Genomic DNA, 24589 nt, shown 5'->3' on the forward strand with positions numbered 1-24589 from the left:
CGGGCGCGGGCCAGGGCGCGGGCCGCCTGCGTGTCCCCGGCGGTCCAGCCGTGCGGGGCGACGGCGGCGCTGGCGCCGAGGGTCCAGCCGGGTTGTGGGGACGGTTCGCGCTCGGCCGGGACCAGGACCCGTACGACGTCACCGGCCACGTCGACGAGCGCGGAGCCCAGCGCCGCGCCGAGGGCCGAGGCGGCCACGACGTCCGGCGCGGCGCGGTCCCCGGCGGGCCGGGCGTGCACCACGACCCAGCGGTCCCCGCCGAGCAGGGGGGCGACGGCCTCCGCCGGGGCGCCGAGCAGGAGCCGCACGAGCGCCGAGGAGCGTGCCGCCCCGCTCCCGCTCCGGTGCTCGCCGGTGAGGAGGGAGAGAAGCACGGCCGCGACAGAGGCGATGGTGTGGTCCCCGGGGTCTCGCCGTGGTGCGGCCACCCCGAGCACAAAGCCCTGCCCGGTGCCGAGGGCGTAGGCCGCGAGCTGGGTTCCCGCGACGGTGTCGGTGGCGGAGGAGGGGGTGGGCCCCGCCGGTCCTGGCGGCCGTACCACCGCGGACAGCTCGCCCAGCGCCCGTACCGCCGCCTCGGGGGCCCGCCCCGCCCCCGCACGTTCCGTGCCGTCCGGTCCGTACAGGGCCGCCCGGCCGCCCACCCGCCGGGCCAGCTGCCGCAGCACCGACGGCACCGGGTCCGGGCGCCCCGCCGCAGCGGCCAGGCTCTGCTGGGCCTCGGTGACCCGGCGCAGCTCCGCGAGGCGGGCCTGCGCCATCAGCTGCCACACCGCGCGCGCCACACCCGAGAACGTGGTCTGCGGCGGGACCTCGAGCAGCGGCAGCCCGTAGTGGTCACAGGCCGCCGCCAGCGCCCGCGGCACCGTGTCGTGCACCGGCGCCACTCCGAAACCGAGCGCCGCGCCACCGGCCGCCACGATCCGGGAGACGTATTCGTCGAAGTAGTCCCCCAGTCTCGACTTCGCTCGACCGGGGGCACCCCCATCCGCGCCCGCGCCCTCCGGGATGTGCACTCCCGCCGTCAGCAGCAGCTCGCCGCCCAGCAGATACGGGTAGGGGTCCGCCATCTCCGAGGTGTGCGCCCAGTGGATCACGATGCCGGGGTCCGCCGGCCCGGCGATCTGCCGCAGCGCCAGATCCTCCCGGGCGAGCAGTGCGGAAAGCGGTACCGGTGGGGTGGGCGGTACCGCGGGCGCGGACGACGTGGGCGATGGGTCCGGCATGATGGATGGTTCCTCCATCCTGCTCCGATCGGATGGATGAAACGTACACTTCCATGGCGCTTTTAAGCCACCTAGGGTCGACCTCGCAAAGAAGGGTGGGCCCCGCATGCAGGTGCTGTTCACCGGCATGGGTAGCCCGGACGACGCGTTCGCGGCCGTCGTGAGGCAGGAACTGCCCGTCGGCGTACGGGGGGTTGGTTCTCGCCGCCGCGTTCGCCGCGGTGATGTCGACCTCTTCCGGAGCGCTCGGCGCGTGTGCGACCGTCGCCAACACGAGGTCAAGGGCAACCGGCTCTTCATCGGCGGGCCGCTGTACGGCGGCCTCGGCCCCGGCACCGCACGGACCGTCCGGCGCGAGCGGCTCGCGGGTCGTGGCGCGTCGACCGCGGAGGAACCGCGGCGGTGGGCGTCCAGCCCCGTTGCTTCGGTCCGGCAGCCGCGCGGCGCCGGGCCGGGCGGGCCCTGTCAGTGGGGTCCGCGACACTTGAAGGCACACGCATGACCTGGAGGAGTCCGACGATGAGCAGCACCGAGAACACCGCAGCAGGCGACAGCCGGCCCCGCGGCCCCGTCGACTCGTCCCGCATCCCGCGGTACGCGGGGCCGGCGACCTTCGCCCGGCTGCCCCGCCTCGACGAGGTCGGCACCACGGACGTCGCCGTGGTCGGCGTGCCGTTCGACTCGGGCGTCTCCTACCGCCCGGGCGCCCGCTTCGGCGGCAACGCCATCCGTGAGGCCTCCCGCCTGCTGCGCCCGTACAACCCGGCCCAGGACGCCTCCCCCTTCGCGCTCGCGCAGGTCGCGGACGGCGGCGACATCGCCGTGAACCCGTTCGACATCCACGAGGCCGTGGAGACCATCGAGGCCGCCGCCGACGAGCTGCTCGGCACGGGCGCCCGCCTGATGACCCTGGGCGGCGACCACACCATCGCGCTGCCGCTGCTCAGGTCCGTCGCCAAGAAGCACGGCCCGGTCGCCCTGCTGCACTTCGACGCCCACCTCGACACCTGGGACACGTACTTCGGCGCCGAGTACACCCACGGCACCCCGTTCCGCCGCGCCGTCGAGGAGGGCATCCTCGACACCTCCGCGCTCTCCCACGTCGGCACCCGCGGCCCGCTCTACGGCAAGCAGGACCTCACCGACGACGAGAAGATGGGCTTCGGCATCGTCACGTCCGCCGACATCTACCGGCGCGGCGCCGACGAGGTCGCCGACCAGCTGCGGCAGCGCATCGGCGACCGCCCGCTGTACATCTCCATCGACATCGACTGCCTCGACCCGGCGCACGCCCCCGGCACCGGCACGCCCGAGGCCGGCGGCATGACCTCGCGCGAGCTCCTGGAGATCCTGCGCGGTCTCGCGTCCTGCAACCTGGTCTCCGCGGACGTCGTCGAGGTGGCGCCCGCGTACGACCACGCGGAGATCACGTCGGTGGCCGCCTCGCACACGGCGTACGAACTGACGACCATCATGACCCGCCAGATCGCGGCGGCCCGCGCCGGTGAGGAGACCGAGACCCAGTGACCCACGACCACGACCTGGTCCTCCGCCCGACGGCGGCGCAGACGGAGGCCGCACTCAACCCTCCCCCCGGCCGTATTGGCGGAGACCTGGTCGTGGAGACCCTGGCCGGTCTGGGCGCGACGACGGTGTTCGGACTGCCCGGCCAGCACGCGCTCGGCATGTTCGACGCACTCCGGCGCTCCGATCTGCGGTACGTCGGACTGCGGGTGGAGAACAATGCGGGCTTCGCCGCGGACGCGTACGGCCGGATCACGGGTGAGGCCGCCCCGCTCCTGCTGTCGACCGGCCCGGGCGCGCTGACGTCCCTGGCCGCGCTCCAGGAGGCGGCGGCGGCCTCGGCCCCGGTTCTGGCGATCAGCAGCCAGATCCCGACCGCGGGCCTGGGTGGCGGCCGCCACGGCTATCTGCACGAACTCCCGGACCAGGCGGCCTCGTTCCGGGGTGTGGTCAAGTCCGTCCACACGGTCCGTACGCAGTCGCAGATCCCGTCCGCGATCGCGGCGGCGTGGCAGTCGGCGCTGACGGCTCCGCACGGCCCGGTGTGGGTGGAGATCCCGCAGGACGTGCTGCTCGCCGGGACCACGCTCCCGGTGGTGACGGCGGTGGACGCGACACCGGAGGATCTGGTCCCGCGCCCCGAACTGACCGCCGTGGCCGCCGACCTGCTGTCGAAGGCGTCCCGCCCGGCGATCATCGCGGGCGGAGGAGTGGTCCGCGCGGATGCCTCGGGCAAGCTGCGCCTGCTCGCCGAAAAGCTGAACGCACCCGTCGTCACCACCTTCGGCGGCAAGGGCGCCTTCCCCTGGGAACACCCCCTGTCCCTGCGGTCCTGGCTTGAGGACCGCCACACGACGGACTTCCTGGAGGACGCGGACGTCCTGCTGGTCGTCGGCTCGGGGCTGGGCGAACTGTCCTCGAACTACCACACGTTCAAGCCGCGCGGCCGGGTCGTCCAGATCGAGGCGGACCTGGGCAAACTGGAGGCCAACCACCCGGCCCTGGGCATCCACGCGGACGCAGGCCTTGCGCTGCAGGCGCTGCTGGAGACGGTGTGCGAACGGGAGGACAGGACGGCCCCGGAACGTGTACGCGCTCTGCTTGAGCGGGTGGCGGACCGGATCGCGTCCCAGGACCTGACCCTGGAGCAGGAGGTGCTGGCGTCCGTGCGCCGCGCCCTCCCGTCCGGCTCCCCGTCCTTCTGGGACATGACGATCCTGGCGTACTGGGCGTGGTCGGCCTTCGACCCGGGCGGCGCGAACACCATGCACTCGGCCCAGGGCGCCGGCGGCCTCGGCTACGGCTTCCCGGCTGCGCTCGGCGCGGCCGTCGCGGACCCCACCCGCCCGGTCCTTGCGGTCTCGGGCGACGGAGGGGCCCTCTACTCCATCGCCGAACTGGCGACGGCCCGGCAGTACGACCTGAACGTGACGTGGCTGATCGTCGACGACGGCGGCTACGGCATCCTGCGCGAGTACATGACGGATGCCTTCGGCGAGGCGACGGCGACGGCTACCGAACTGACCCGCCCGGACTATGTGGCTCTGGCCGAGGCCTTCGGCGTCCCCGCCCTGCGTACGACACCGGAGTCCCTGGAGGAGGACCTCGCCAAGTCCCTGGCGGCGCACGGGCCTTCGGTGGTCGTCCTCCCGGCGGTCCTGCGGATGTTCGCGCCGACGCACCTCGGCTGAGCGGCATCGCAACAGCGGCCCCCGACCGTACGGGACGGTCGGGGGCCGCTGTGTGTGCTCGTCCGGGCCGGTGTCAGCCGACGTCCGACGGGTCCAGGCGGTACAGCGCGGACTGGTTGGTCCCGGTCCCCGAGGAGGAGGACGACGTGGACGACGTCTTGCTGTACTCGCTGCTCTTCACCGCCGTGCCGTGCTTCTTCACCCAGTTCGACACCTCGGTACTGAGGCTGTTGCCGCCGCCGGGGCCGCCCATGCCTCCGCCCATGCCGCCGCTGCCGATCTGGATGTAGTGCAGCTCGCCCTTCTTGACCAGCTCCTCCAGCTTGGCGACGGTCATCGCCTTGTCGGTGCCGGTGAAGCCCCACATGGAGATGACGGGTTCCCTGCTGCTCAGCACGAGCTGGGCGGCACTCTGCGAATTCGACACCGCCAGCAGCCACTCGGCGCCGTCCTGGTGCTTCTTCAGGTACGCGATGAGCTCGCTGCTCGCGCCGCCGCCGGGGCCGGCGCCCATGCCGCCGCCACCGAAGCCGCCCATGGCTCCGCTCCGGCCGGCCTCGGAGCTCCCGGTGCCGTTCGGGGGCGCACCACCCATCTCACCGTTTGCGTCGCCCTGTTGGCCACTTTGCTGACCGTCAGGGATGCCGCCGCCCTGCTGAGCACCGCCCTGCTGGTTGCCGCCGGGCAGCTCGCCGTTCGGGGCGCCGCTGGGTGCGCCCCCACCCGGGAAGCCGCCGCTCGCCTGGCCGTTCTGCTGGGGGCCGCCACCTGGCATCTCACCATTGCCCGGGCCGCCATTGCCGCCGGGGAAGCCGCCCCGGTTGCCGCCGGGGCCGCCGCCGAAGCCGTTGCCGGTGGAAGGTCCGGCCGTCGGGTTGGTGCCGCCCATCATTCCGCCGCCCGAACCCGAGGGCACCGACCAGGCGTACGCGGCCGGACCCGCGACCGCCGCCACGACCGCCGCGGCCACGGAGGCCGCAAGCAGCCGTATACGGGTGCCCGAGCGGAAGACGAACAGGCCCACGATCGCCAGCGCCATGACGACCCCGATGACCGGCCACAACCATGTGTTCCAGCCGGAGGCCCGGCGCAGCAGCACGATCGCCCAGATGCCTGTGACCGCGAGACCGGTCGGCAGCACCCACGCCCAGCGCTTGTCCGTACGGAACGCACGCAGCAGCATCACGCCGCCACCCCCGCACAGCGCCGCGATGCCGGGCGCGAGCGCGGTGGTGTAGTACGGGTGCATGGTGCCCTCGGCCATGGCGAAGGTCAGGTAGTGCAGCGCGGTCCAGCCGCCCCACAGCACCAGCGCGGCACGCGTCAGGTCGGTGCGCGGGGCACGGCCGCACAGGATCAGGCCGGCGACGCACGCGATGGCCGCGAAGGGGATCAGCCAGGAGATCTGGCCGCCGAGGATGCTGTTGAACATCCGGCCCAGGCCCGCGGAGCCGGAGAAGCCGCCGCCTCCGCCACCCCCGCCTCCGCCGTTGCCCTCGCCGCCGAAGATCCGGCCGAGACCGTTGTAGCCCATGATGAGATTCCAGGCCGTGCCGTCCGTCGAGCCGCCGATGTACGGCCGTTCGGAAGCGGGCACCAGCGACACGGCGGCCGCCCACCAGAAGCTGGAGACCGCCAGGGCCACGCCCGCGAGCAGCAGGTTCACGATCCGCTTCACCAGGCCGATGCGGGCCGCGTACAGGTAGACCGCGAGGACGGCGGGAAGCGCGATGTAGCCCTGGAGCATCTTCGTGTTGAACGCGAGGCCGAAGCACACCGCCGAGCCGAGCAGCGGCAGCAGTTTGCCGTTCGTCACGGCGCGCAGGGCGAGGGCGGCGCCGCCGACCATCAGCAGTACGAGCAGCGTGTCCGGGTTGTTGTCACGGTTGATGGCCACCGTGATCGGCGTGAGGGCGAGCACCAGGGCCGCGACCGCCGCCGCGCCATGGCCCCACACCCGCTTCACGGAGGAGTGCAGGATCCAGATCGTGGCGAGGGCGGCCACGATCATCGGTGCCATCATCTGCCACGTGCCGAAGCCGAAGACGCGGCTGGACAGGCCCATGACCATGAGCGCGAACGGCGGTTTGTCGACGGTGAGGAAGTTGCCCGCGTCCAACGAGCCGAAGAACCAGGCCTTCCAGCTCTGTGTACCGCTGAACACGGCCGAGCTGTAGAAGCTGTTCAGACTCGACCCGGACAGGTTCCAGGAGTACAGCACCGTGGCCAGCGCCATGATGGCCAGCAGCACGGGCAGCGACCAGCGCGGCGCGGTGGCGGAGGCGGGGTTGGGCCCGCGGGGCGGCCCGGCGGCCGGTGCTCCGGACGGGGAACCGGACAGGGAATGGGTGGCAGATGTCACCAGGGCACCATGCAGAGGCGGGATGAGTGCGGACTGTGGTCAAGCTGAGGGTGAGCTGTGGGTCGGTGAGAGCTTGGTAAGTGGATGGCAAACGAGAGGTTTCTCACATTGGCGGCCGTGATTGCGGCTGCGGGCCGTTGTGTGAGTTAACTCGCGTACAACTTCCAGTCGTTCCCGTGAGTCAATAGGGCACAAGCGTGCCGGGGGCACGCTTTTGTCCCTGTAAGAGGACGGTTAACCTCTATGATTCACCGGATATCTGGTAATTTCTGGACATTTCAGAATGTCCGCTTGCTCGCGGCCGGACTCGGCGCCGGAATGCTCATACCGATAGCGGCGACCGCCGCACCCGCTGCTGCTGCCACGCCTACGGTCAACTGCACGTCGGGCAAGGCGGGCCTGGCCGCCAAACTGCAGAAGGACATCACCGCGGCGCTCGCGAGCCGCAAGGGGACCGTGGCGGTCGGCGTCTACGACCGCTCCACCAACACCACCTGCTCGCTGCGCGCCACCTCCGCCTACGACTCGGCCAGCGTCGTCAAGGTCACCGTGCTCGCCACGCTGCTGTGGGACGCGAAGAAGCACAACCGCTATCTGACCGACCGTGAGAACACCCTCGCCACGGCGATGATCACCAAGTCGGACAACAGCGCGACCAGCACGCTGTGGAAGCAGCTGGGCCTGACGAAGATCAAGGGCTTCCTCGCGGCCGCCGGTATGACGCAGACGAAGCCGGGCGCGGACGGCTACTGGGGTCTGACCCAGATCACCGTGCAGGACGAGCAGAAGCTGCTCAGGCTCATCACCGCCAGGAACTCCGTGCTGAGCGACAACTCCCGCGCGTACATCCTGAAGCTGATGGGCAAGGTCATCTCCTCGCAGCGCTGGGGCACGCCGGCGGGCGCCCCCTCCGGTGTCTCCGTGCACGTCAAGAACGGCTGGCTGCAGCGTGCGACGCACGGCTGGCGTGTGCACAGCGTCGGCACGTTCAACGGTGCCGGGCACGACTACATGATCACGGTGCTCACTCAGGACAACAGCACCATGAGCTATGGCGTCACCACCATCCAGAACGTGGCCAAGGTCATCCACAAGGACCTGGTGCCGACGGCTTCCACGGCGACGGCGTACGCGCCCACGAGCAGGCCCCAGGAAGCCATCCCGGCGGTCCCGGCGAGCTGACACGGCCGAACTCCCCCTGGTTCATGGGTAGTCAGCCCCCGGTCCATTCGGGTCGTCCTACGGTGACGGCATGCGCCTGAGAATCCTGCTCGCCACTGTCACCGCCATGCTGGCGGCGGCCGCCTTGCCGGCCGCCGCCGGGCCCCTCGCACCGACCGACGCGTCTGCCCACGCGTGCTCCTCCACCGTCGGCATCGAGGGCTTCTCCGACGCCCTCGACAAGACGGCGTACGACGGCACGTTCGTCGGCAACCTCTCCGCGCTCTCCGTCCTCCGCGACGGACAGATCGCCGCGCTCTCCGACCGCTCGTCCCTCTTCACGCTCGACCGCAACAGCCTGAAGCCCACAAGCGTCGTGAACCTCGCCGACGAGAACGGTGCGGCGCTCGACTCCGAGGGCCTGGTCGTCGACCGCGACGGCACCCGGCTCGTCACCTCCGAGACCGAGCCGTCCGTACGCCGCTACTCCCGCGACGGCAAGATCCTCGACCGGCTGCCGGTGCCGGACTGGCTCCGGGTCGCCCCGGCCGGCCGCGCCACCTCGAACCAGACCTTCGAGGGCCTGACCCTGCTGCCCGGCGGGCATACGCTGCTGGCCGGCATGGAGGGATCCCTCAGCGGCGACACCTCCGGGATCGTCCGCTTCCAGACGTGGACGCGGCAGGGGGAGCACTTCGCGCTCGGGGCCCAGTACGGATACCTCAAGGACCCCGGCCTCGGCGTCTCGGAGACCACGGCGACCCCCGACGGGCGTCTGCTCGTCCTGGAGCGGGGCTTCACGGCCGGGTACGGCAACACGATCCGCCTCTATCTGGCCGATCTGCGCCACGCCACCGACACCAGCGGCATCGACACGCTGACCGGAGGGGACGGCGTACGCCTCGCCCACAAGACCCTCCTCGCCGACCTGGTGAACTGCCCCTCACTGGGCGCCCAGGCCAAGCAGCCCCAGCCGAACCCGCTCCTCGACAACATCGAGGGCATGACGATCACGGGCGCCGCGCACGGCCGCCTGAACATCCTCCTGGTGAGCGACGACAACCAGAACGCGACGCAGGTCACCCGCCTGTACGCCCTGCGCGTACGCCTGCCGCACGCTGCCGCGTCCTGAGGCGTCCCTGGGGGCTGCCGCCCCCGGACCCCCGCTTCGGCCTGAACGGCCTCGTCCTCAAACGCCGGACGGGCTGAATTGCCCGGCCGGGGGGGAATGTCAGCCCCTCCGGCAGTTGAGGAGTGGGGGTCCCGGGCGGCGGCCCCCGAACGGGCCCCGGTGCGGAGCCCCGGGCGGGGTGCAGGGGATGCAGTCCGCGGGGGTTCAGGAGGTGGAGCCTGTCGGCGGGGTTGAAGGGGCGGAGCCTCGGGTGGGGTGCAGGGGGCGCAGTCCGCGGGGGTCCAGGGGGCGGAGCCTGTCGGCGGGGTTGAAGGGGCGGGGCCCCTGGGACGGGACGGGTAGGGCGGCCCTGATCGCGAGGTGGCCGACCGCGCGCATTGTTGCGGAGGGATGAAATCCGCTTCCGTTCGCGTTGGTGCCTTCCGGTAGAGCAGGTCTGAAGGAGGGCACCGGCGTGGCAGCGCAGCAGGGGGAAACGCGAGGTTGGGCGCGGAGGCTCGCCGGGTACGCGTGGCGGTACCCGAAGGACGTCGTCCTCGCCCTCGGGTCCTCCCTCGGCGGCATGGCCGTCATGGCGGTCGTCCCGCTGATCACCAAGGTGATCATCGACGACGTCGTCGGGAACCACACCCGGTCCATGGCGCCCTGGGCCGGCGCCCTCATCGGGGCGGCCGTCCTCGTCTACGTCCTCACCTACATCCGCCGCTACTACGGCGGCCGGCTCGCCCTGGACGTCCAGCACGACCTGCGCACGGAGATGTACGGGACGATCACCCGGCTCGACGGACGGCGTCAGGACGAGCTGTCCACCGGCCAGGTCGTCGGCCGCGCGACCAGCGACCTCCAGCTGATCCAGGGCCTGCTGTTCATGCTCCCGATGACCATCGGGAACGTCCTCCTCTTCCTGATCTCCCTGGTGATCATGGCGTGGCTGTCGCTGCCGCTGACCCTGGTCGCGCTGGCCGTCGCCCCTGCCCTGTGGTTCATCGCCAAGCGCAGCCGCTCCCGGCTGCACCCGGCCACCTGGTACGCCCAGGCCCAGGCCGCCGCCGTGGCGACCGTGGTCGACGGCGCCGTCAGCGGCGTACGTGTGGTGAAGGGCTTCGGGCAGGAGGAGCAGGAGACCGGGAAGCTGCGGGAGGTCGGGCGCCGCCTGTTCGCGGGGCGGCTGCGGACCATCCGGCTCAACGCCACCTACACCCCCGCCCTCCAGGCCGTGCCCGCCCTCGGCCAGGTCGCCATGCTCGCGCTCGGCGGCTGGCTCGCGGTGCGCGGGCACATCACGCTCGGCACGTTCGTCGCCTTCTCCTCCTACCTCGCCCAGCTCGTCGGCCCGGTGCGCATGCTCGCCGTGGTCCTCACCGTCGGCCAGCAGGCCCGCGCGGGCGCCGAGCGCGTCCTTGAACTGATCGACACCGAGCCCTCCCTCAAGGACGGCACCAAGGAGCTGCCCGCCGACGCGCCCGCGACCGTCGAGTTCGACGACGTCTCCTTCGCCTACGAGGGCACCTCGGAAAAGAAGACCCCGGTCCTCGACGGGCTCTCCTTCGAGATCCGTCCCGGCGAGACCCTGGCCGTCGTCGGTTCCTCCGGCTCCGGCAAGTCGACGGTGTCACTTCTGCTGCCGCGCTTCTACGACGTCACGCACGGCGCCGTCCTCGTCGGCGGCCACGATGTGCGCGAGCTGACCCTCCGGTCGCTGCGCGCCGCGATCGGGCTGGTCCCCGAGGACTCCTTCCTCTTCTCGGACACCGTCCGCAACAACATCGCCTACGGCCGTCCCGACGCCACCGACGAGCAGATCGAGCAGGCCGCCCGCGCCGCCCAGGCCGACCGGTTCATCGCCGAACTGCCCAACGGGTACGACACCAAGGTCGGCGAGCACGGCCTCACCCTCTCCGGTGGCCAGCGCCAGCGCATCGCCCTCGCCCGCGCGATCCTCACCGATCCGCGCCTCCTGGTCCTCGACGACGCGACCTCGGCGGTGGACGCCCGCGTCGAGCACGAGATCCACGAGGCCCTCAAGCAGGTCATGCAGGGCCGTACTACTCTGCTGATCGCCCACCGCCGCTCGACCCTCAACCTCGCCGACCGCATCGCCGTCCTCGACGGCGGGCGCCTCGCCGACATCGGCACGCACGAGGAGCTCCAGACCCGCTCCGCCCTGTACCGGCGGCTGCTCACCGACCCGGACGAGCTCGGCGGCGTCTCCCCGGGCCACGCCCTGCCGGCAGCCCGGCACGAGGACACGACCGTACGGGACGAGCTGGACGCCGAGTTCGACGCCGAGCGCGGGGTCACCCCCCATCTGTGGACGGGCGACCGCGAGCCCAAGGACCACGCGCTGACCGGGACCCCGGCGACCCCCGAACTCCTCGCCCAGGTCGAGCAGTTGCCCCCGGCCACCGACACGCCCGGCATCGACGAGGCACGCGCGGTCCAGCCGGAGGAGTCGTACGGCCTCACCCGGCTGCTGCGCGGCTTCGGCCTGCCGCTGCTGGTCAGTTTGGCCCTCGTCGCGGTAGACGCGGGCATGGGCCTGCTGCTGCCCATCCTGATCCGGCACGGCATCGACCAGGGCGTCTCCCGGATGGCCCTCGGCGCGGTCTGGGCCGCGTCCCTGCTCGCACTGCTCGCCGTCGTCGTCCAGTGGACGGCGCAGATCGGCGAGACACGCATGACCGGACGGACCGGCGAACGCGTCCTCTACTCCCTCCGGCTGAAGATCTTCGCCCAGCTCCAGCGGCTCGGACTCGACTACTACGAGCGGGAGCTGACCGGCCGGATCATGACCCGGATGACGACCGACGTCGACGCGCTGTCGACGTTTCTGCAGACGGGCCTGGTGACCGCCTTCGTCTCCGTCGTCACCTTCTTCGGCATCATGGTCGCGCTGCTGGTGATCGACGTACAGCTCGCGCTCGTCGTCTTCGCCACGCTGCCGCCGCTGATCGTGGGCACCTTCTTCTTCCGCCGGGCGAGCGTGAAGGCGTACGAACTCGCCCGCGAACGCGTGTCGGTCGTCAACGCGGACCTCCAGGAGTCGGTGTCCGGGCTGCGGATCCTGCAGGCGTTCCGGCGCGAGCGGGACGGCGGGCGCCGGTTCACGGAGGGCAGCGACAGCTACCGCCAGGCCCGGATCCGCGGCCAGTGGCTGATCTCCGTGTACTTCCCGTTCGTGCAGCTGCTGTCCTCGGTGGCCTCGGCGGCCGTTCTGATCGTGGGCGCACACCGGGTGGACGCCGGGACGCTGACGACCGGTGCGCTGGTCGCCTACCTGCTCTACATCGACCTGTTCTTCGCGCCCGTGCAGCAGCTGTCACAGGTCTTCGACGGATACCAGCAGGCCACGGTCTCGCTGGGCCGCATCCAGGAACTGCTCCAGGAGCCGACCACGACGAAGGCCGCCGACGAACCGCTCGACGTGCCGTCGCTGCGCGGCGAGATCGCCTTCGAGGGCGTCGACTTCGCGTACGGCGACGACGAGGAGGCCCTCACTGGCGTCGACCTGACGATCCCCGCCGGGCAGACCGTCGCGTTCGTCGGCGAGACGGGGGCCGGCAAGTCGACCCTGGTGAAGCTCGTCGCCCGGTTCTACGACCCCACGCGCGGCCGGGTGCTGGTCGACGGCAGCGATCTGCGCTCGCTGGACCTGACCTCGTACCGGCACCGGCTCGGCGTCGTCCCGCAGGAGGCGTACCTCTTCGCGGGGACCGTCCGGGACGCCATCGCCTACGGGCGTCCGGACGCGACCGACGCCGAGGTGGAGGCCGCGGCGCGGGCGGTCGGCGCGCACGACATGATCGCCCGTCTCACGGGCGGCTATCTGCACGAGGTGGCCGAGCGCGGCCGCAACCTGTCCGCCGGACAGCGGCAGTTGATCGCCCTGGCCCGCGCGGAGCTGGTCGACCCCGATGTCCTGCTGCTCGACGAGGCGACCGCCGCGCTCGACCTGGCCACCGAGGCCCAGGTCAACCAGGCCACGGACCGCCTCGCCGGCCGCCGTACGACGCTCGTCGTCGCACACCGCCTCACCACGGCCGCCCGCGCGGACCGGGTCGTGCTCATGGACCACGGCCGGGTCGCGGAGGACGGCACGCACGAGGAACTGCTGCAACTGGGCGGCAGGTACGCACAGTTGTGGCGGACGTTCGTGGGCGAGCCGGAGCCGGAGGAACCGGTGGGCTCCACGGCCTGACGGTCTCCGGGGTCCACGGCCCGGCCCGCTTCGGTCAGCTCTTCGCCCTGATGTCGGAGATCTTCTTCGTCGCCAGGTCCGACTGCACCTCCAGGTAGGTGTACTTCGGGTGCCTGGCGGAGCCCCAGGTCAGGCGGACCGTCGACCATGTGTGGCCCATGCCGCTGTCCTCCGGCGTCACCTTCCAGGCGCGCGGCACGTCCTGGGCGCGCAGCACGCCGTCCGCGTGCTCGCGCGCCTCCCATGCGGCCAGGCGCGTACGGAGGTTCTTGGCGAGGTAGAACGCGCGCAGCTCCCGGCCGAGATGGCCGCTGCCCTCGTCGGTCACGGCGTCGATGTAGGCGCCGTAGAAGTCGGCCACGCGTTCGTACGCGGGACCGTTGCTGCCGCTGCGTGCGGGCGGCGACGTAGGCGAACTGGCCATCGCCGGGACGGAGGCGTCGGCCGCGGTCAGGAGGGCCCCGGCGACGACGATGCGGGCGGCCGTTCGGGAGAGGATCGGATGCGAACGGATCGCGCGGGACATGGTTACCTCCTTTCGCTTTCTGACCAGTTGGACACCGGAAAAGCGGTGCGGTTGCCCCAAAATCGAAGAAATCCCCGCCTAGGCGCACTCGAACGATGGAACCATCCGGCGTACGTCGTGCGTCCGTACACCAGTACGCTGATGGTCACGGGGAGGGGCAACAGTGGACAGTGGTGCGATACGCAGGCGCCTGGCGATGGGCCTGGCCGTGCTGACGGCATCCGGATTGATAGCGGTGGCGAGCCCGGGACATGCGGAGGCGCTCGACTTCTGTTCCGGACGGCCGGTCCGTACGCTCTCGTTCTCCACCGGCTCCGTGCAGGTCTACAAGCATGACGGGTACGTCTGCGCGATGACCGTCGCGAAGAATGTGGCCGGCCGCAAGACGATGTCGGTCAGTGTGCAGGCGCGCGGCAACCGTCCGGCGGTCGACACCGGGCAGTACCTGCACCACGCCGGCCCCGTGACCGTGCACGCCGGCCACCGGTGTGTGTGGGTGAGTGGCTCGGTGGGGTCGGGGTCGGTCAGCTCGGGCTGGATCCTGTGCTGACGGGTCACTGAGAGGGCCGCCGCCCGCCCTCACATCGGCCGGGCGCAGCCCACCGGTTTGCTGCCGCCCAGCTGGACGTACAGGGCCGTCGACGAGGGGCACTGCGAGCGGCGCGTGACCGCCGATGTCACCTTGTACTCCGGCCTGTGCCTGCCCTTGCCGTCGCAGGCCGTCTCGCGGACCTCGCCCTTGCCCGTGCTGTACACGCAGTCGCCCACGATCGTGCGCGGTCCGCCGCCGCCACCGGGGTCGCCCGGGTGCGGCGGCTCCAGGTTCCGCATGCATGCGTACCCCCGCGGCACCGCCCCGTCGCCGTTCTCGCCCGACGCCGGTTTCGACTCGCTGATGTGCAGGACGAAGTCCGTCGTGGCCGGGCAGGCCGGACCGCTCGACGGGTCGCCGTCGTACCGTGCGATCACACGTGCCGCCGCACGTTCGCTCGTGCACGGCACTTCGGTGAAGCTGGTCGTCCCGAAGGAGCTGCACTCGTCGACCGCGAGGAACTCGGCTCCGTACCCGGCCGGCTGTGCGGACGTGGCACCTCCGCTCGGCCGGTCCTGCGCCGCACCCGATGGCAACTGGCATCCGGAGAGCCCCGTCACCGCCAGCGCAGCCGTCAGCAGCGCACCCAGCACCGCTCGTGTCCCTCGCATCGCGAACCCCCCCGGTCCACCCCCGTCCAGCGTGACCCGCGACCACGGTCCATGCCAGACGTAGTGGGTGCTTTGCGACACTTGGGGGCAGGACGCCCGGCCCGCGGCGTACCGCTAGTACGACAACCCGTACCCGATGGGGTACAGCACCTGGGCCGGGTCGTCCGCCCGCTGCACCGGCACCGGCAGCTTTCCGCGCGGCTTCACGCGTCCCGCGATGACTCGCGCCGCCGCGCGCAGTTCGACGTCCGTCCAGGAGTAGGACGCCAAGTAGGCCTCCGCATCAGGGAGTTGGGCCACGTCGTAGGGGTTGCGGACGGCGATCGCGATCACCGGCCTCCCCGTGGCGATCAGCTGGTTCACCAGGGTCCGCTGGGAACTCGTCGCGCTCACGTTGTGGGTGCCCACGACCACGGCGTCGGCATTCCCCGCCGCCGTCACGGCCTTGTCGATCGTCGCCGACGACGGTGCCGTACCGGTGGAGAGTGCGGTCGCGGTGAAGCCCAGTTCGGTGAGGGCGTTCGCCAGCACGGTCGTGGGCGGTCCGTCGGTGCCGGTGGGCGATGCCGGATCCGCGCCGAGGACCAGCACCTTGGGGTGCGTGACGCGGGAAAGCGGCAGCAGGTCCCGCTTGTTGACCAGCAGAGTGGTCGTCCGGTCCGCGATGCGGTCCGCCGTGCGCAGATGCTCCGGGGCGCCGACGGTCCGGTCGACGCCGTCCGCGGTGACGTAGGGCCGGTCCAGCAGCCCCAGCTTCGACTTCAGCCGCAGAACGCGCAGGAGCGACTCGTCGAGCCGGGCCTCGGTCAGCTCGCCGTCGTGCACGGCCTTGAGCACCGCGTTCCATGCGACGTCCAGGGACGGCGGGTTGAGCAGCTGGTCGACGCCTGCCTTGAGGGCGAGCACGGGCACGCGGTCGTCGCCGTACTTCTGGCGTACGCCCTCCATGCCCAGCGAGTCGGTCACCACGACGCCGTCGTAGCCCAGTTCCTCGCGCAGGATGCCGGTGAGGATCGGGTGCGAGAGCGTCGCCGGGTCGCTGGAGCCGTCGAGCGCGGGGACCATGATGTGCGCGGTCATGATCGCTTCGATGCCTGCGCGGATCGCCGCCCGGAAGGGCACCGCGTCGAGCTTCTCCCACAGTTCGCGGCTGTGCGTGATGACCGGGAAGCCGAAGTGGCTGTCGACGGCCGTGTCGCCGTGGCCCGGGAAGTGCTTGGCGGTCGCCGCGACGCCGGAGGCCTGATAGCCCTGCACCTGAGCCGCGACCAGGCCGGCCACCGCGTCCGGGTCGGCGCCGAAGGACCGTACGCCGATCACCGGGTTGGCCGGGTTGACGTTCACGTCGGCGTCCGGGGAGTAGTCCTGGCGGATGCCGAGGGCGCTCAGCTCGGCGCCGGCGATCCGGCCGAGCGTACGGGCGTCGGAGCGGGAGCCCATCGCCCCGATCGCCATCGCTCCGGGGAACAGGGTGGCGGGCTTTCCCACGCGCGCGATGATCCCGTGTTCCTGGTCGGTCGCGATGAGGACGGGCAGTCCGCGCGGCCGGCCGAGGGACGCCTTCTGGATCCCGTTCGAGAGGTCCGCGATCTGGTGCGGATCGCGGGTGTTGTGCGCCCAGGTGAAGTAGATGATGCCGCCGACGCGGTACTTGGCGATCAGCTCGGCGGCCGTGCGTACGCCGATCTCCTTGAGATTGGCGTCGATGTCGGCCTGGTCGGGATCGGTGGCCGAGTGGCCGTAGACCCGCATCACGAAGAGCTGGCCCACCTTCTCCTCGAGCGTCATACCGGCGATCAGGGCCCGGAGCCGTTCGTCGGCGGGCGGCGCGGCGTGGGCGGCGTTCGCGGTGAGGGCGAGGGCCGCGGTCAGGCCCGCGGTGGCGGCGAGGACCGTACGTCTGGAGGGGGTCGGGGTGTTTCCCGTGCCGGCGTGGTGCACGTGCGCTCCTTCCGGAGGAGAACGCTGAAGGAAACTTCCGCGCGTCACCAATAACCGGGAAGTTTCTGCCAGCCAAGGGAATGCACAGTAACCGGCAAGGGGCCGCCATCGGCGCTGTTGGAGGGGGGCGCGCCGATGGCGGCGTGCTGCCGGCCGCGTGCGGCGGAGAGGGTGGTCAGCGATCGCAGCCAGCAGCGAGGGCCGACACCGCATCGCGGAGACTCATCCGGCAGCTTGGGCATTGGACGACCGGGGCACGGGGAAGGTTCCCGGATTCGGCCGTGCCACCGGAAGTTGGTGTGTGTGATGCCCCCGGGTTCACTGTCAGGGCCGGCAGGTGACCCTGGGCCAATGCTCCTGCAGCGTGCGCACGGTTTCCGCGATCGCCGGCCGCCGCGCCGCCCCCGTGCGCCACAGTGCGTACAACCGTCGTACGGGCATGGGGTCGAGGGCGACCTCGACGACCCCTTCGGGCAGTGGGCCGCGGCCGAGGCGGGGGATGAGGGCGACGCCGAGCCCGGCGGCGACGAGGGCGACCAGGGTCGGGTTCTCGTCGGCCTGGTGAACGATGTCGGGCTCGTGCCCGGCCGTGCGCAGGGTCCGTACGAGCCAGTCGTGACAGACCCGGCCCGGGGGCTGGCAGATCCACCGCTCACCGCCCAGTACCTCGCGCCGTACGGCCTTCCGCCCCGCGAAGGGATGCCCCACGGGTACGAGCAGATCGCACAGGTCGTCGCCGACGACCGCCTGATCCACCCCTGGAGGGGCGGGCAGCGGCGCGATGTCCCAGTCGTGCGCGACGGCGACGTCGACCATGCCCTTGGCCACGAGGTCGACGGACACATGCGGGTCGACCTCGCTGAGCCGGGTGTCGAGCGCGGGATGCCGCGCGGCCAGGTCGGCGAGCACCCCGGGCATGAGCCCGCGCGCGGCCGACGCGAACGCCGCCACGGTCAGCCGGCCGGCGGGCACCCCGCGCCGCTCCTCCAGCTCGGTCTCCGCCCGCTCCACGATCGCCAGCAACTCCCGTGCGGTGACGACAAGTTGCTGTGCCTCGTCGGTGAGCCGCACCCCGCGCCCCTCCCGTTCGAGCAGCACGGTCCTGGTCTCCCGCTCCAGCTTGGCGATCTGCTGGGACACGGCGGAGGGGGTGTATCCGAGCGCGGCGGCGGCCGCGCCGACGGTGCCGTGGACCGAGACGGCGTGCAGGGCCCGCAGGCGCTGGAGGTCGAGCATGGGGGCTCCAATGGTTAGTGATGCTTCATCCAACCGTGCAGCAATCATTGCTGGTGCTTCATGGTTGTGGGACGTGATCCTCGACGCATGCGACCTGCACACATCTTCCTCGCCGTTCTCGTCGCCGCCGTCTGGGGCGTGAACTTCACGGTCATCGAGATCGGCCTCGGCCACTTCCCGCCGCTCCTCTTCTCGGCCCTGCGCTTCCTGGCCGCGGCCGTCCCCGCCGTCCTGTTCGTGGGCCGTCCCAAGGTCGCGTGGAAGTGGACAGTGGCGGTCGGCGTGGTCCTCGGCGTCGCCAAGTTCGGGCTGCTGTTCATCGGGATGGACGCGGGCATGCCCGCCGGACTGTCCTCCCTGGTCCTGCAGATCCAGGCCGTCTTCACGGCGCTCATCGCCGTCGCGGTCCTCGGTGAACGGCCCACGCGCCTGCGGCTGCTGGGCATGGCAGTGGCCCTCGGCGGGGTGGTGCTCGCGGCTGTCGACGAGGGCACGGCCGGACCGCTCGGCGCGTTCGCCCTGGTGATCGCCGCGGCGGCCTGCTGGGGCCTGTCCAATGTGCTGATGCGCAAGGCGTCCCCGCCGGACTCGCTGAACTTCATGGTGTGGGTCAGCACGGTGCCGGTACTGCCCCTGCTCGGCCTGTCGCTGCTGACGGAGGGCCCGTCCCGCGACCTCGCCGCCCTGCGTGCCCTGAACTGGCAGGGCGCGGGCATCGTCCTCTACGTCGCCTGGATCACCACGGTGTTCGGCTTCGGCGCCTGGGGCTGGCTGCTGCGCCGGCACCCCGCGTCCACGGTCGCCCCGTTCTCCCTCCTCGTCCCGGTCTTCGGCATGTCGTCCGCGGCGCTGTTCCTGGGCGAGCCGGTGAGCCCGTTGCGCTGGGGCGCGGCGGCGCTGCTGGTGGGCGGTGTGGCGCTGACATCTCTGGCCCCGGGCAAGGTCCAGTTGGCGGACGTTTCAGCGCCCGAGCGGGTCGGGGAGCCAGCATGACCCCATGCCCGCTGTCGACATCCCCGGTTCCAAGTCCATCACCGCCCGCGCGCTCTTCCTGGCGGCGGCGGCCGACGGTGTGACCACCCTCGTACGCCCTCTGCGCTCGGACGACACCGAGGGCTTCGCCGAGGGCCTGCGCACGCTCGGCTACCGCGTCGGCCGCACCCCCGAGGCATGGCAGGTCGACGGCCGCCCGCAGGGGCCCGCGGCCACCGAGGCGGACGTGTACTGCCGGGACGGCGCGACCACGGCCCGCTTCCTGCCGGCACTGGCCGCGGCCGGACACGGCACATACCGCTTCGACGCCTCCGCGCAGATGCGCCGCCGCCCCCTCCTCCCGCTCACCCGGGCGCTGCGCGACCTGGGCGTGGACCTGCGGCACGAGGAGGCGGAGGGCCACCATCCGCTGACGGTCGAGGCGGCGGGCGTCGAGGGCGGGGACGTGGTGCTGGACGCGGGCCAGTCCTCGCAGTACCTGACCGCGCTGCTGCTGCTCGGCCCGCTGACCCGCAAGGGCCTGCGGATCAGGGTGACGGACCTGGTCTCGGCCCCGTACGTCGACATCACGATCGCGATGATGCGGGCGTTCGGGGCCGACGTGGCCCGCGAGGGCGATGTCTTCGTGGTCCCGCCGGGCGGCTACCGGGCCACGACGTACGCCATCGAACCCGACGCCTCCACCGCGAGCTACTTCTTCGCGGCTGCGGCGGTGACGGGCGGCGAGGTGACGGTACCCGGGCTCGGCGAGGGGGCGCTCCAGGGGGACCTCGGCTTCGTGGACGTACTGCGCCGGATGGGCGCGCAGGTGGAGGTCGCCGCGGACCGTACGACGGTCAGGGGCACGGGTTCGCTGCGCGGCGTCACGGTGAACATGCGGGACATCTCCGACACGATGCCCACGCTCGCGGCCGTCGCCCCCTTCGCCTCCGGGCCGGTCCGCATCGAGGACGTGGCGAACACGCGGGTGAAGGAGTGCGACCGCCTGGAGGCCTGCGCGGAGAACCTGCGCCGGCTCGGGGTGGAGGTGGCCACGGGCCCGGACTGGATCGAGATCCGGCCGGGGGTGCCCGCGGGCACGGACATCAAGACGTACGGCGACCACCGCATCGTGATGTCCTTCGCGGTGGCGGGGCTGCGGACACCCGGGATCACGTTCGACGACCCCGGGTGTGTACGGAAGACGTTCCCTGGGTTCCACGAGGCGTTCGCGGGGCTGCGGGCGGGGCTGTAGGCGCTGTAGGCAATGTGCCGACCTGGGGAGGGGAGCAACGGGGGCTGAGGGCGCCGGGAAATGGGTTCGACTGCGTCGAGCGGGTGCGCGAGACTCCGGCCGTGACGTTCATTCTTGAAGGGCCTGTCCTGGAGGGCGCGCTCGTGCGCCTGGAGCCGCTGGAGCACCGGCACGCAGCCGATCTGGCGATGGCGGCGGAGGAGGACCGGGACACATACGCGTTCACGTGGGTACCCAGGGCCGACGAGGTCGGGGACTACATCGACGCACAGCTCGCCCGCGCGGCGACGGGCAGACTCGCGCCGTACGCCCAGATCTCCGTCGCCACGGGACGAGCCGTGGGCGCCACCTCGTACTGGGACCCGCGCTCCTGGCGGGCGGACGACACCCTCGACGCCATCGAGCTGGGCTTCACCTGGCTCGCCCGGTCCGCCCAGGGCACGGGCGTCAATGCGGAGTCCAAACTTCTGCTGCTCCGCCATGCGTTCGAGGAGTGGGGCGTCTCCCGCGTCGACCTGAAGACCGACGCCCGCAACAGCCGCTCCCGCGCGGCGATCGAGAGCCTCGGCGCCCACTTCGAGGGCGTCCTGCGCAACTGGTCCCGCTCCTGGGCGCCGGGGGAGGAGGGCCGTCTCCGTGACTCCGCGATCTACTCGATCACTGCGGAGGAGTGGCCGGAACGCCGGTCACTCCTGGAGGCGAGGGTGAGGAAGTCCGCCCCGACACCGGCTGGACTCCGGGATCGGTGATCGGAAACCATCGGCCCATGAGCGCGAACGAGAACGCCTACCTCGTCCTCCACGGCTGGCAGAACCACCGCCCGAAGGACCACTGGCAGCACTGGCTGGCCGACCGGCTCACCGGACTGGGGCACCATGTGACCTATCCGCAGCTGCCAGACCCCGACGACCCCGACCTGGAGGTGTGGCTCGGGGAGCTGGCCCGGCATCTCGACGGGCTGCCGGGAGGCGGGGAGCGGGTCGTGCTCGCCCACAGCGCGTCCGCCGTGCTGTGGCTGCACGCCGTCGCGCGCGGGACGAAGGGCCTCGACGTGGACCGGGTGCTGCTCGTGGCCCCGCCGTCCGGCTCCGTCCTCCTTCGGTACCCGGAGGTCGCCGCCTTCGCCCCGCCGCCGCTCGACGGCCTGACGCTGCCCGGGCCCACACGCCTCGTCGCGGGCGACGACGACCCTTACTGCCCGGAGGGCGTCCAGGCCGTCTTCGGTGACCCCCTCGGCATCACGGCCGAGATCGTCCCCGGGGCCGCCCATCTCGACCTGGACGCCGGTTACGGGTCCTGGCCCGCCGTGCTGGAGTGGTGCCTGGACCCGTCCGGGAGGTTCACGGCCCGTCCGCGGGCGTAGGTTCCCGGGGACCGCTGCACCCTGCGGCGTGGACCGCTGCACCCCGCGGCGTGGACCGCTGCACCCCGTGGCGTGGACCGCTCACGCCGAGTCGCTGAGCAACCGCACCAGGTGCTCCCGCGCCGGCCCGAGGAGCCCCGGCAGCGGTGCCGCCGCCTCGTACCACCGTTTCTCGTACTCCCAGCACAGCCAGCCGTCCCAGCCGTGGCGGGAGAGGACCTCCACGCACTCGGTGAGCGGCAGGACGCCGGAGCCGAGCGGCAGCGGGATCGTGTCGTCGGCGGACGCGATGTCCTTGACCTGGACGTAGCCGAGGTACGGGGCCAGCGCCGCGTACGTCTCCTGCGGCTGCTCGCCGCCCAGCCAGGTGTGCATCACATCCCACAGCGCGCCCACATGACGGTGGCCGACCGCGCCCAGGACGCGGGTCGCGTCCGCGCCGGTGCGGTGCGAGTCGTGGGTCTCCAGCAGGATGCGCACCCCGAGGTCGGCGGCGTACTCGGCGGCGGTGCCCAGACGCCGGGCGGCGGTGGCGTCGGCATCCTCGGGGCGCTGCTCGGTGCCGCCGCCGGGGAAGACACGGACGAAGGGGGCGCCCAGGTCGTGCGCGAGGACGAGGAGTTCGCGCACCTGGGTGAGCACGGGCTCGTCGGCACCGGGCGCGGCCACGCGCGCGTACCCGGCGACGCCCAGGATCTCGACGCCTCCCGCCTTGAACTCGGAGGCCACGTCGGCCCGTTCGCCGGGGGCGATGCCGGGGTGCACCGGCTCCTCCGGGTGTGCGCGCAGTTCGACGCCGTGGTAGCCGTGCGTGGCCGCGAGCCGGACCACGTCGGCTATGGGCAGACCGGGGACGCCGAGGGTGGAGAACGCCAGTTTCACCAATGCCACCTCGCTAGGGAGCCCCGGGGACGACGATCCGGCCGGGGGTCCGGGGGCTGCCCCCGGAACGAAACACCATGCTCACGGACCCTACTCGCCACGCGCGTGCGCCGCCCCTCGTCGTCACTCCGGCGTGCCGTGCAGGTCCAGCCGCCAGTCCTGGCCGAGGAGGTCCTGGCCGAAGGAGCGGTGGGGTTTCTCGGCGACGAGGAAGAAGCCGTGGCGCTGGTAGATACGGCGGGCGGCGCCGAGGACGTCGTTCGTCCACCTTGCTTTCGGGCAGGGTGCCCGGTCCTTCAGGGCCGGGGGTGAATGCCCGTTCCCGCGGAGCGGGGCAGGGGGAGCCGAATCGCCGTCAGGGCGATTCGGTGTCGCCGCCCATGGCGCTGAGGGGGCACAAACAGGCGGTGATGACGGGGAGGGCCCTGTGGCTGGTGACTGGCCGGATCGGCAGCCGGGAGCGGTCACTCACACAGGTGATGTTGATCGATGGTATGCGCGGTCGGGGAATGTGTGGGCTAGGTTCACGTTCATGGCACGGTTTCGGATGTACCCGACGAGCGCACAGGCGAGCGTCATGCTCGACCACTGCGCGCACGCGAGGTACGTGTGGAACCTGGCCGTCGAGCAGCATGCGCACTGGTGCAAGGGCCGCAAGTCCGCGCCCGGCTTCGCCGAGCAGTGCCGCCAGCTCACCGAGGCCCGGCGTGAGAACGCATGGCTGGCGGCCGGGAACGCTGATGTGCAGCAGCAGGCCCTGAAGGACTTCGCCAGGGCCAAGAACGCCCGCTTCGCTTCTGGCTTCGGTGAGCCGACCTGGCGCAGGAAGTACGTGCACGAGGGCTTCCGCGTCATCGGTACCGACCGGATTGCGGAGTTCGAGGCGGACGGGTCGCCGAGGCTGAATGCCAAGACCGGCAGGCAGGTCATGGGCCGCTCGGTCGTGGTGCAGAGGCTCAACCGCAGGTGGGCGCGGGTGAAGGTGCCCGGCTGCGGCTGGGTGAGGTTCCGTCTCACCCGGCGCGGGTTGCCGGAGGCGAAGACGTTCCGTGTCAGTTACCGCAATGGCCAGTGGCACATCGCGTTCGCGGTCGTCCCCGGGCCGGTCGACGCGCCCGGCACGGGTGGGGTCATCGGTATCGACCGGGGCGTGAAGATCACTGCGGCGCTCTCGGACGGGCGGAAGCTGAACTGCCCGCAGCTCACCGTCAAGGAACGGGCGCGGATCCGCAAGCACCAGCGACGGGCCGCCCGCGCACCGAAGGGCAGCGAGGCCAAGACCGCCGAGTACGCCAAGGTCGCCAGACTCAGGGCACGGGAGGCCGACCGGCGTAAGGACTGGTGCGAGAAGACCAGCACGATGCTCGCCCGAACCTATGACCTGGTGCGGTTCGAGAAGCTGAACATCAAGAACATGACCGCCTCCGCGAAGGGGACGGTCGCGGCGCCGGGGACGAAGGTCCGGCAGAAGGCCGGGCTGAACCGGGCGATCCTTGCCCAGGGCTGGGGCCTGCTGAGGCAGCGTACGCAGCACAAGGCTCCGGGCCGGGTCGAGGACGTCCCCGCGCCTTTTACGTCTCTGCGGTGCAGTGCCTGCGGATGGATCGAGAAGAAGTCGCGCAAGAGCCAAGCCGACTTCGTCTGTGTGTCCTGCGGGTTCACCTGCAACGCCGATGAGAACGCAGCACACAATGTCGCGGCAGGACAGGGCGGGATTCCCCGCCCCCGGCGCTCAGCCGGTGCCGGAGGGGTGACAGCGGCCACCGGCCGTTCGAGCGCCCGTGAACCTCAACCCACCCGGGTTGGAATCCCCCTCTTTTAACCTCGCGCTTTCACACGGCGGGGCGTCCAGTGGGTGATCAGAAACGCGAAGAGTGCTCCTGACCTGCAACGATGGGACTTGTCTAGGGTCCAGGT

Annotated in this window: 18 protein-coding genes and 2 pseudogenes; 12 read left to right on the plus strand and 8 right to left on the minus strand. The window is 71.6% G+C overall.

Going from position 1 to position 24589, the window contains the following annotated elements:
• Positions 1–1226: PucR family transcriptional regulator ligand-binding domain-containing protein (locus tag ABT186_RS42830; protein WP_351929749.1), on the minus strand; the 1226-nt coding region annotated here is incomplete at its 3' end.
• A 130-nt stretch (positions 1227–1356) separates the two neighbouring features.
• Here ABT186_RS42830 and ABT186_RS42835 point away from each other — a divergent pair.
• The 3 genes and pseudogenes from ABT186_RS42835 to ABT186_RS42845 all read left to right on the plus strand — a co-directional run.
• A pseudogene (locus ABT186_RS42835) lies at positions 1357–1498 on the plus strand (sodium:solute symporter family transporter); the annotation flags it as partial.
• Positions 1499–1745: 247 nt separating this feature from the next.
• Entirely contained in the window at positions 1746–2753 is a 1008-nt protein-coding gene (gene speB, locus ABT186_RS42840) for an agmatinase (protein WP_351224284.1), read from the plus strand.
• Complete coding sequence (locus ABT186_RS42845) at positions 2750–4441, plus strand: thiamine pyrophosphate-binding protein (RefSeq protein WP_351929751.1); 1692 nt, start codon at positions 2750–2752, stop codon at positions 4439–4441. Before speB ends, ABT186_RS42845 begins: the two co-directional genes overlap by 4 nt.
• Positions 4442–4514: 73 nt before the next feature.
• On the opposite strand, the gene ABT186_RS42850 is transcribed toward ABT186_RS42845, so the two are convergent.
• Positions 4515–6803, minus strand: a complete 2289-nt coding sequence (locus ABT186_RS42850; protein ID WP_502973502.1) for an ArnT family glycosyltransferase — start codon at positions 6801–6803, stop codon at positions 4515–4517.
• Positions 6804–7121: 318 nt separating this feature from the next.
• Here ABT186_RS42850 and ABT186_RS42855 point away from each other — a divergent pair, with 318 nt between their 5' ends.
• The 3 genes from ABT186_RS42855 (at position 7122) to ABT186_RS42865 (ending at position 13294) form a co-directional block, all read left to right on the plus strand.
• Entirely contained in the window at positions 7122–7985 is an 864-nt protein-coding gene (locus ABT186_RS42855; RefSeq protein ID WP_351224364.1) for a serine hydrolase, read from the plus strand.
• Positions 7986–8055: 70 nt separating this feature from the next.
• The gene (locus ABT186_RS42860) at positions 8056–9096 is read left to right on the plus strand and encodes an esterase-like activity of phytase family protein (protein WP_351929753.1); all 1041 of its coding nucleotides are present in this window, start codon (positions 8056–8058) and stop codon (positions 9094–9096) included.
• A 454-nt stretch (positions 9097–9550) separates the two neighbouring features.
• Entirely contained in the window at positions 9551–13294 is a 3744-nt protein-coding gene (locus tag ABT186_RS42865) for an ABC transporter ATP-binding protein (RefSeq protein ID WP_351929755.1), read from the plus strand.
• A 34-nt stretch (positions 13295–13328) separates the two neighbouring features.
• On the opposite strand, the gene ABT186_RS42870 is transcribed toward ABT186_RS42865, so the two are convergent.
• Positions 13329–13820: a hypothetical protein gene (locus tag ABT186_RS42870; RefSeq protein ID WP_351929759.1), complete on the minus strand. Its 492-nt coding sequence runs from the start codon at positions 13818–13820 to the stop codon at positions 13329–13331.
• A 163-nt stretch (positions 13821–13983) separates the two neighbouring features.
• Between ABT186_RS42870 and ABT186_RS42875 the strand changes: the two genes are divergently transcribed.
• On the plus strand, positions 13984–14370 hold the full coding sequence (locus ABT186_RS42875; protein WP_351224274.1) for a hypothetical protein: 387 nt from the start codon (positions 13984–13986) through the stop codon (positions 14368–14370).
• Between the two features lie 29 nt (positions 14371–14399).
• Here the strand turns inward: ABT186_RS42875 and ABT186_RS42880 are convergent, their stop codons facing one another.
• The 3 genes from ABT186_RS42880 to ABT186_RS42890 all read right to left on the minus strand — a co-directional run bounded on the left by ABT186_RS42880 (position 14400) and on the right by ABT186_RS42890 (position 18200).
• On the minus strand, positions 14400–15023 hold the full coding sequence (locus ABT186_RS42880) for a hypothetical protein (RefSeq protein WP_351224272.1): 624 nt from the start codon (positions 15021–15023) through the stop codon (positions 14400–14402).
• A 114-nt stretch (positions 15024–15137) separates the two neighbouring features.
• Positions 15138–16964 (minus strand): glycoside hydrolase family 3 protein, encoded by a 1827-nt coding sequence (locus ABT186_RS42885; protein WP_351929761.1) that lies wholly within the window; start codon positions 16962–16964, stop codon positions 15138–15140.
• A gap of 324 nt (positions 16965–17288) precedes the next feature.
• Positions 17289–18200, minus strand: coding sequence for a LysR family transcriptional regulator (locus tag ABT186_RS42890; RefSeq protein ID WP_351929763.1), 912 nt, complete (start codon positions 18198–18200; stop codon positions 17289–17291).
• A gap of 87 nt (positions 18201–18287) precedes the next feature.
• On the opposite strand from ABT186_RS42890, the gene ABT186_RS42895 reads away from it, so the two are divergent.
• The 4 genes from ABT186_RS42895 (at position 18288) to ABT186_RS42910 (ending at position 21790) form a co-directional block, all read left to right on the plus strand.
• Complete coding sequence (locus ABT186_RS42895) at positions 18288–19193, plus strand: EamA family transporter (protein WP_351224266.1); 906 nt, start codon at positions 18288–18290, stop codon at positions 19191–19193.
• 4 nt (positions 19194–19197) lie between these two features.
• Positions 19198–20427 carry a 3-phosphoshikimate 1-carboxyvinyltransferase gene (aroA, locus tag ABT186_RS42900; RefSeq protein ID WP_351929765.1) on the plus strand — a complete coding sequence of 410 codons (1230 nt, stop codon included), beginning with the start codon at positions 19198–19200 and terminating at the stop codon, positions 20425–20427.
• Between the two features lie 101 nt (positions 20428–20528).
• Entirely contained in the window at positions 20529–21176 is a 648-nt protein-coding gene (locus ABT186_RS42905; protein ID WP_351224262.1) for a GNAT family N-acetyltransferase, read from the plus strand.
• A gap of 17 nt (positions 21177–21193) precedes the next feature.
• Positions 21194–21790, plus strand: coding sequence for an RBBP9/YdeN family alpha/beta hydrolase (locus tag ABT186_RS42910; RefSeq protein WP_351929767.1), 597 nt, complete (start codon positions 21194–21196; stop codon positions 21788–21790).
• Positions 21791–21871: 81 nt separating this feature from the next.
• On the opposite strand, the gene ABT186_RS42915 is transcribed toward ABT186_RS42910, so the two are convergent.
• Both ABT186_RS42915 and ABT186_RS42920 read right to left on the minus strand, forming a co-directional pair.
• A complete protein-coding gene (locus tag ABT186_RS42915; RefSeq protein WP_351929769.1) occupies positions 21872–22672 on the minus strand; it encodes a sugar phosphate isomerase/epimerase family protein in 801 nt (266 codons plus the stop codon).
• A 123-nt stretch (positions 22673–22795) separates the two neighbouring features.
• A pseudogene (locus ABT186_RS42920) lies at positions 22796–22939 on the minus strand (MarR family transcriptional regulator); the annotation flags it as partial.
• A 265-nt stretch (positions 22940–23204) separates the two neighbouring features.
• On the opposite strand from ABT186_RS42920, the gene ABT186_RS42925 reads away from it, so the two are divergent.
• A complete protein-coding gene (locus ABT186_RS42925; protein ID WP_351929771.1) occupies positions 23205–24494 on the plus strand; it encodes an RNA-guided endonuclease InsQ/TnpB family protein in 1290 nt (429 codons plus the stop codon).
• The last annotated feature ends 95 nt before the right edge of the window (positions 24495–24589 follow it).

This window comes from Streptomyces sp. NPDC001634, from assembly GCF_040298185.1.
Lineage (GTDB): Bacteria > Actinomycetota > Actinomycetes > Streptomycetales > Streptomycetaceae > Streptomyces.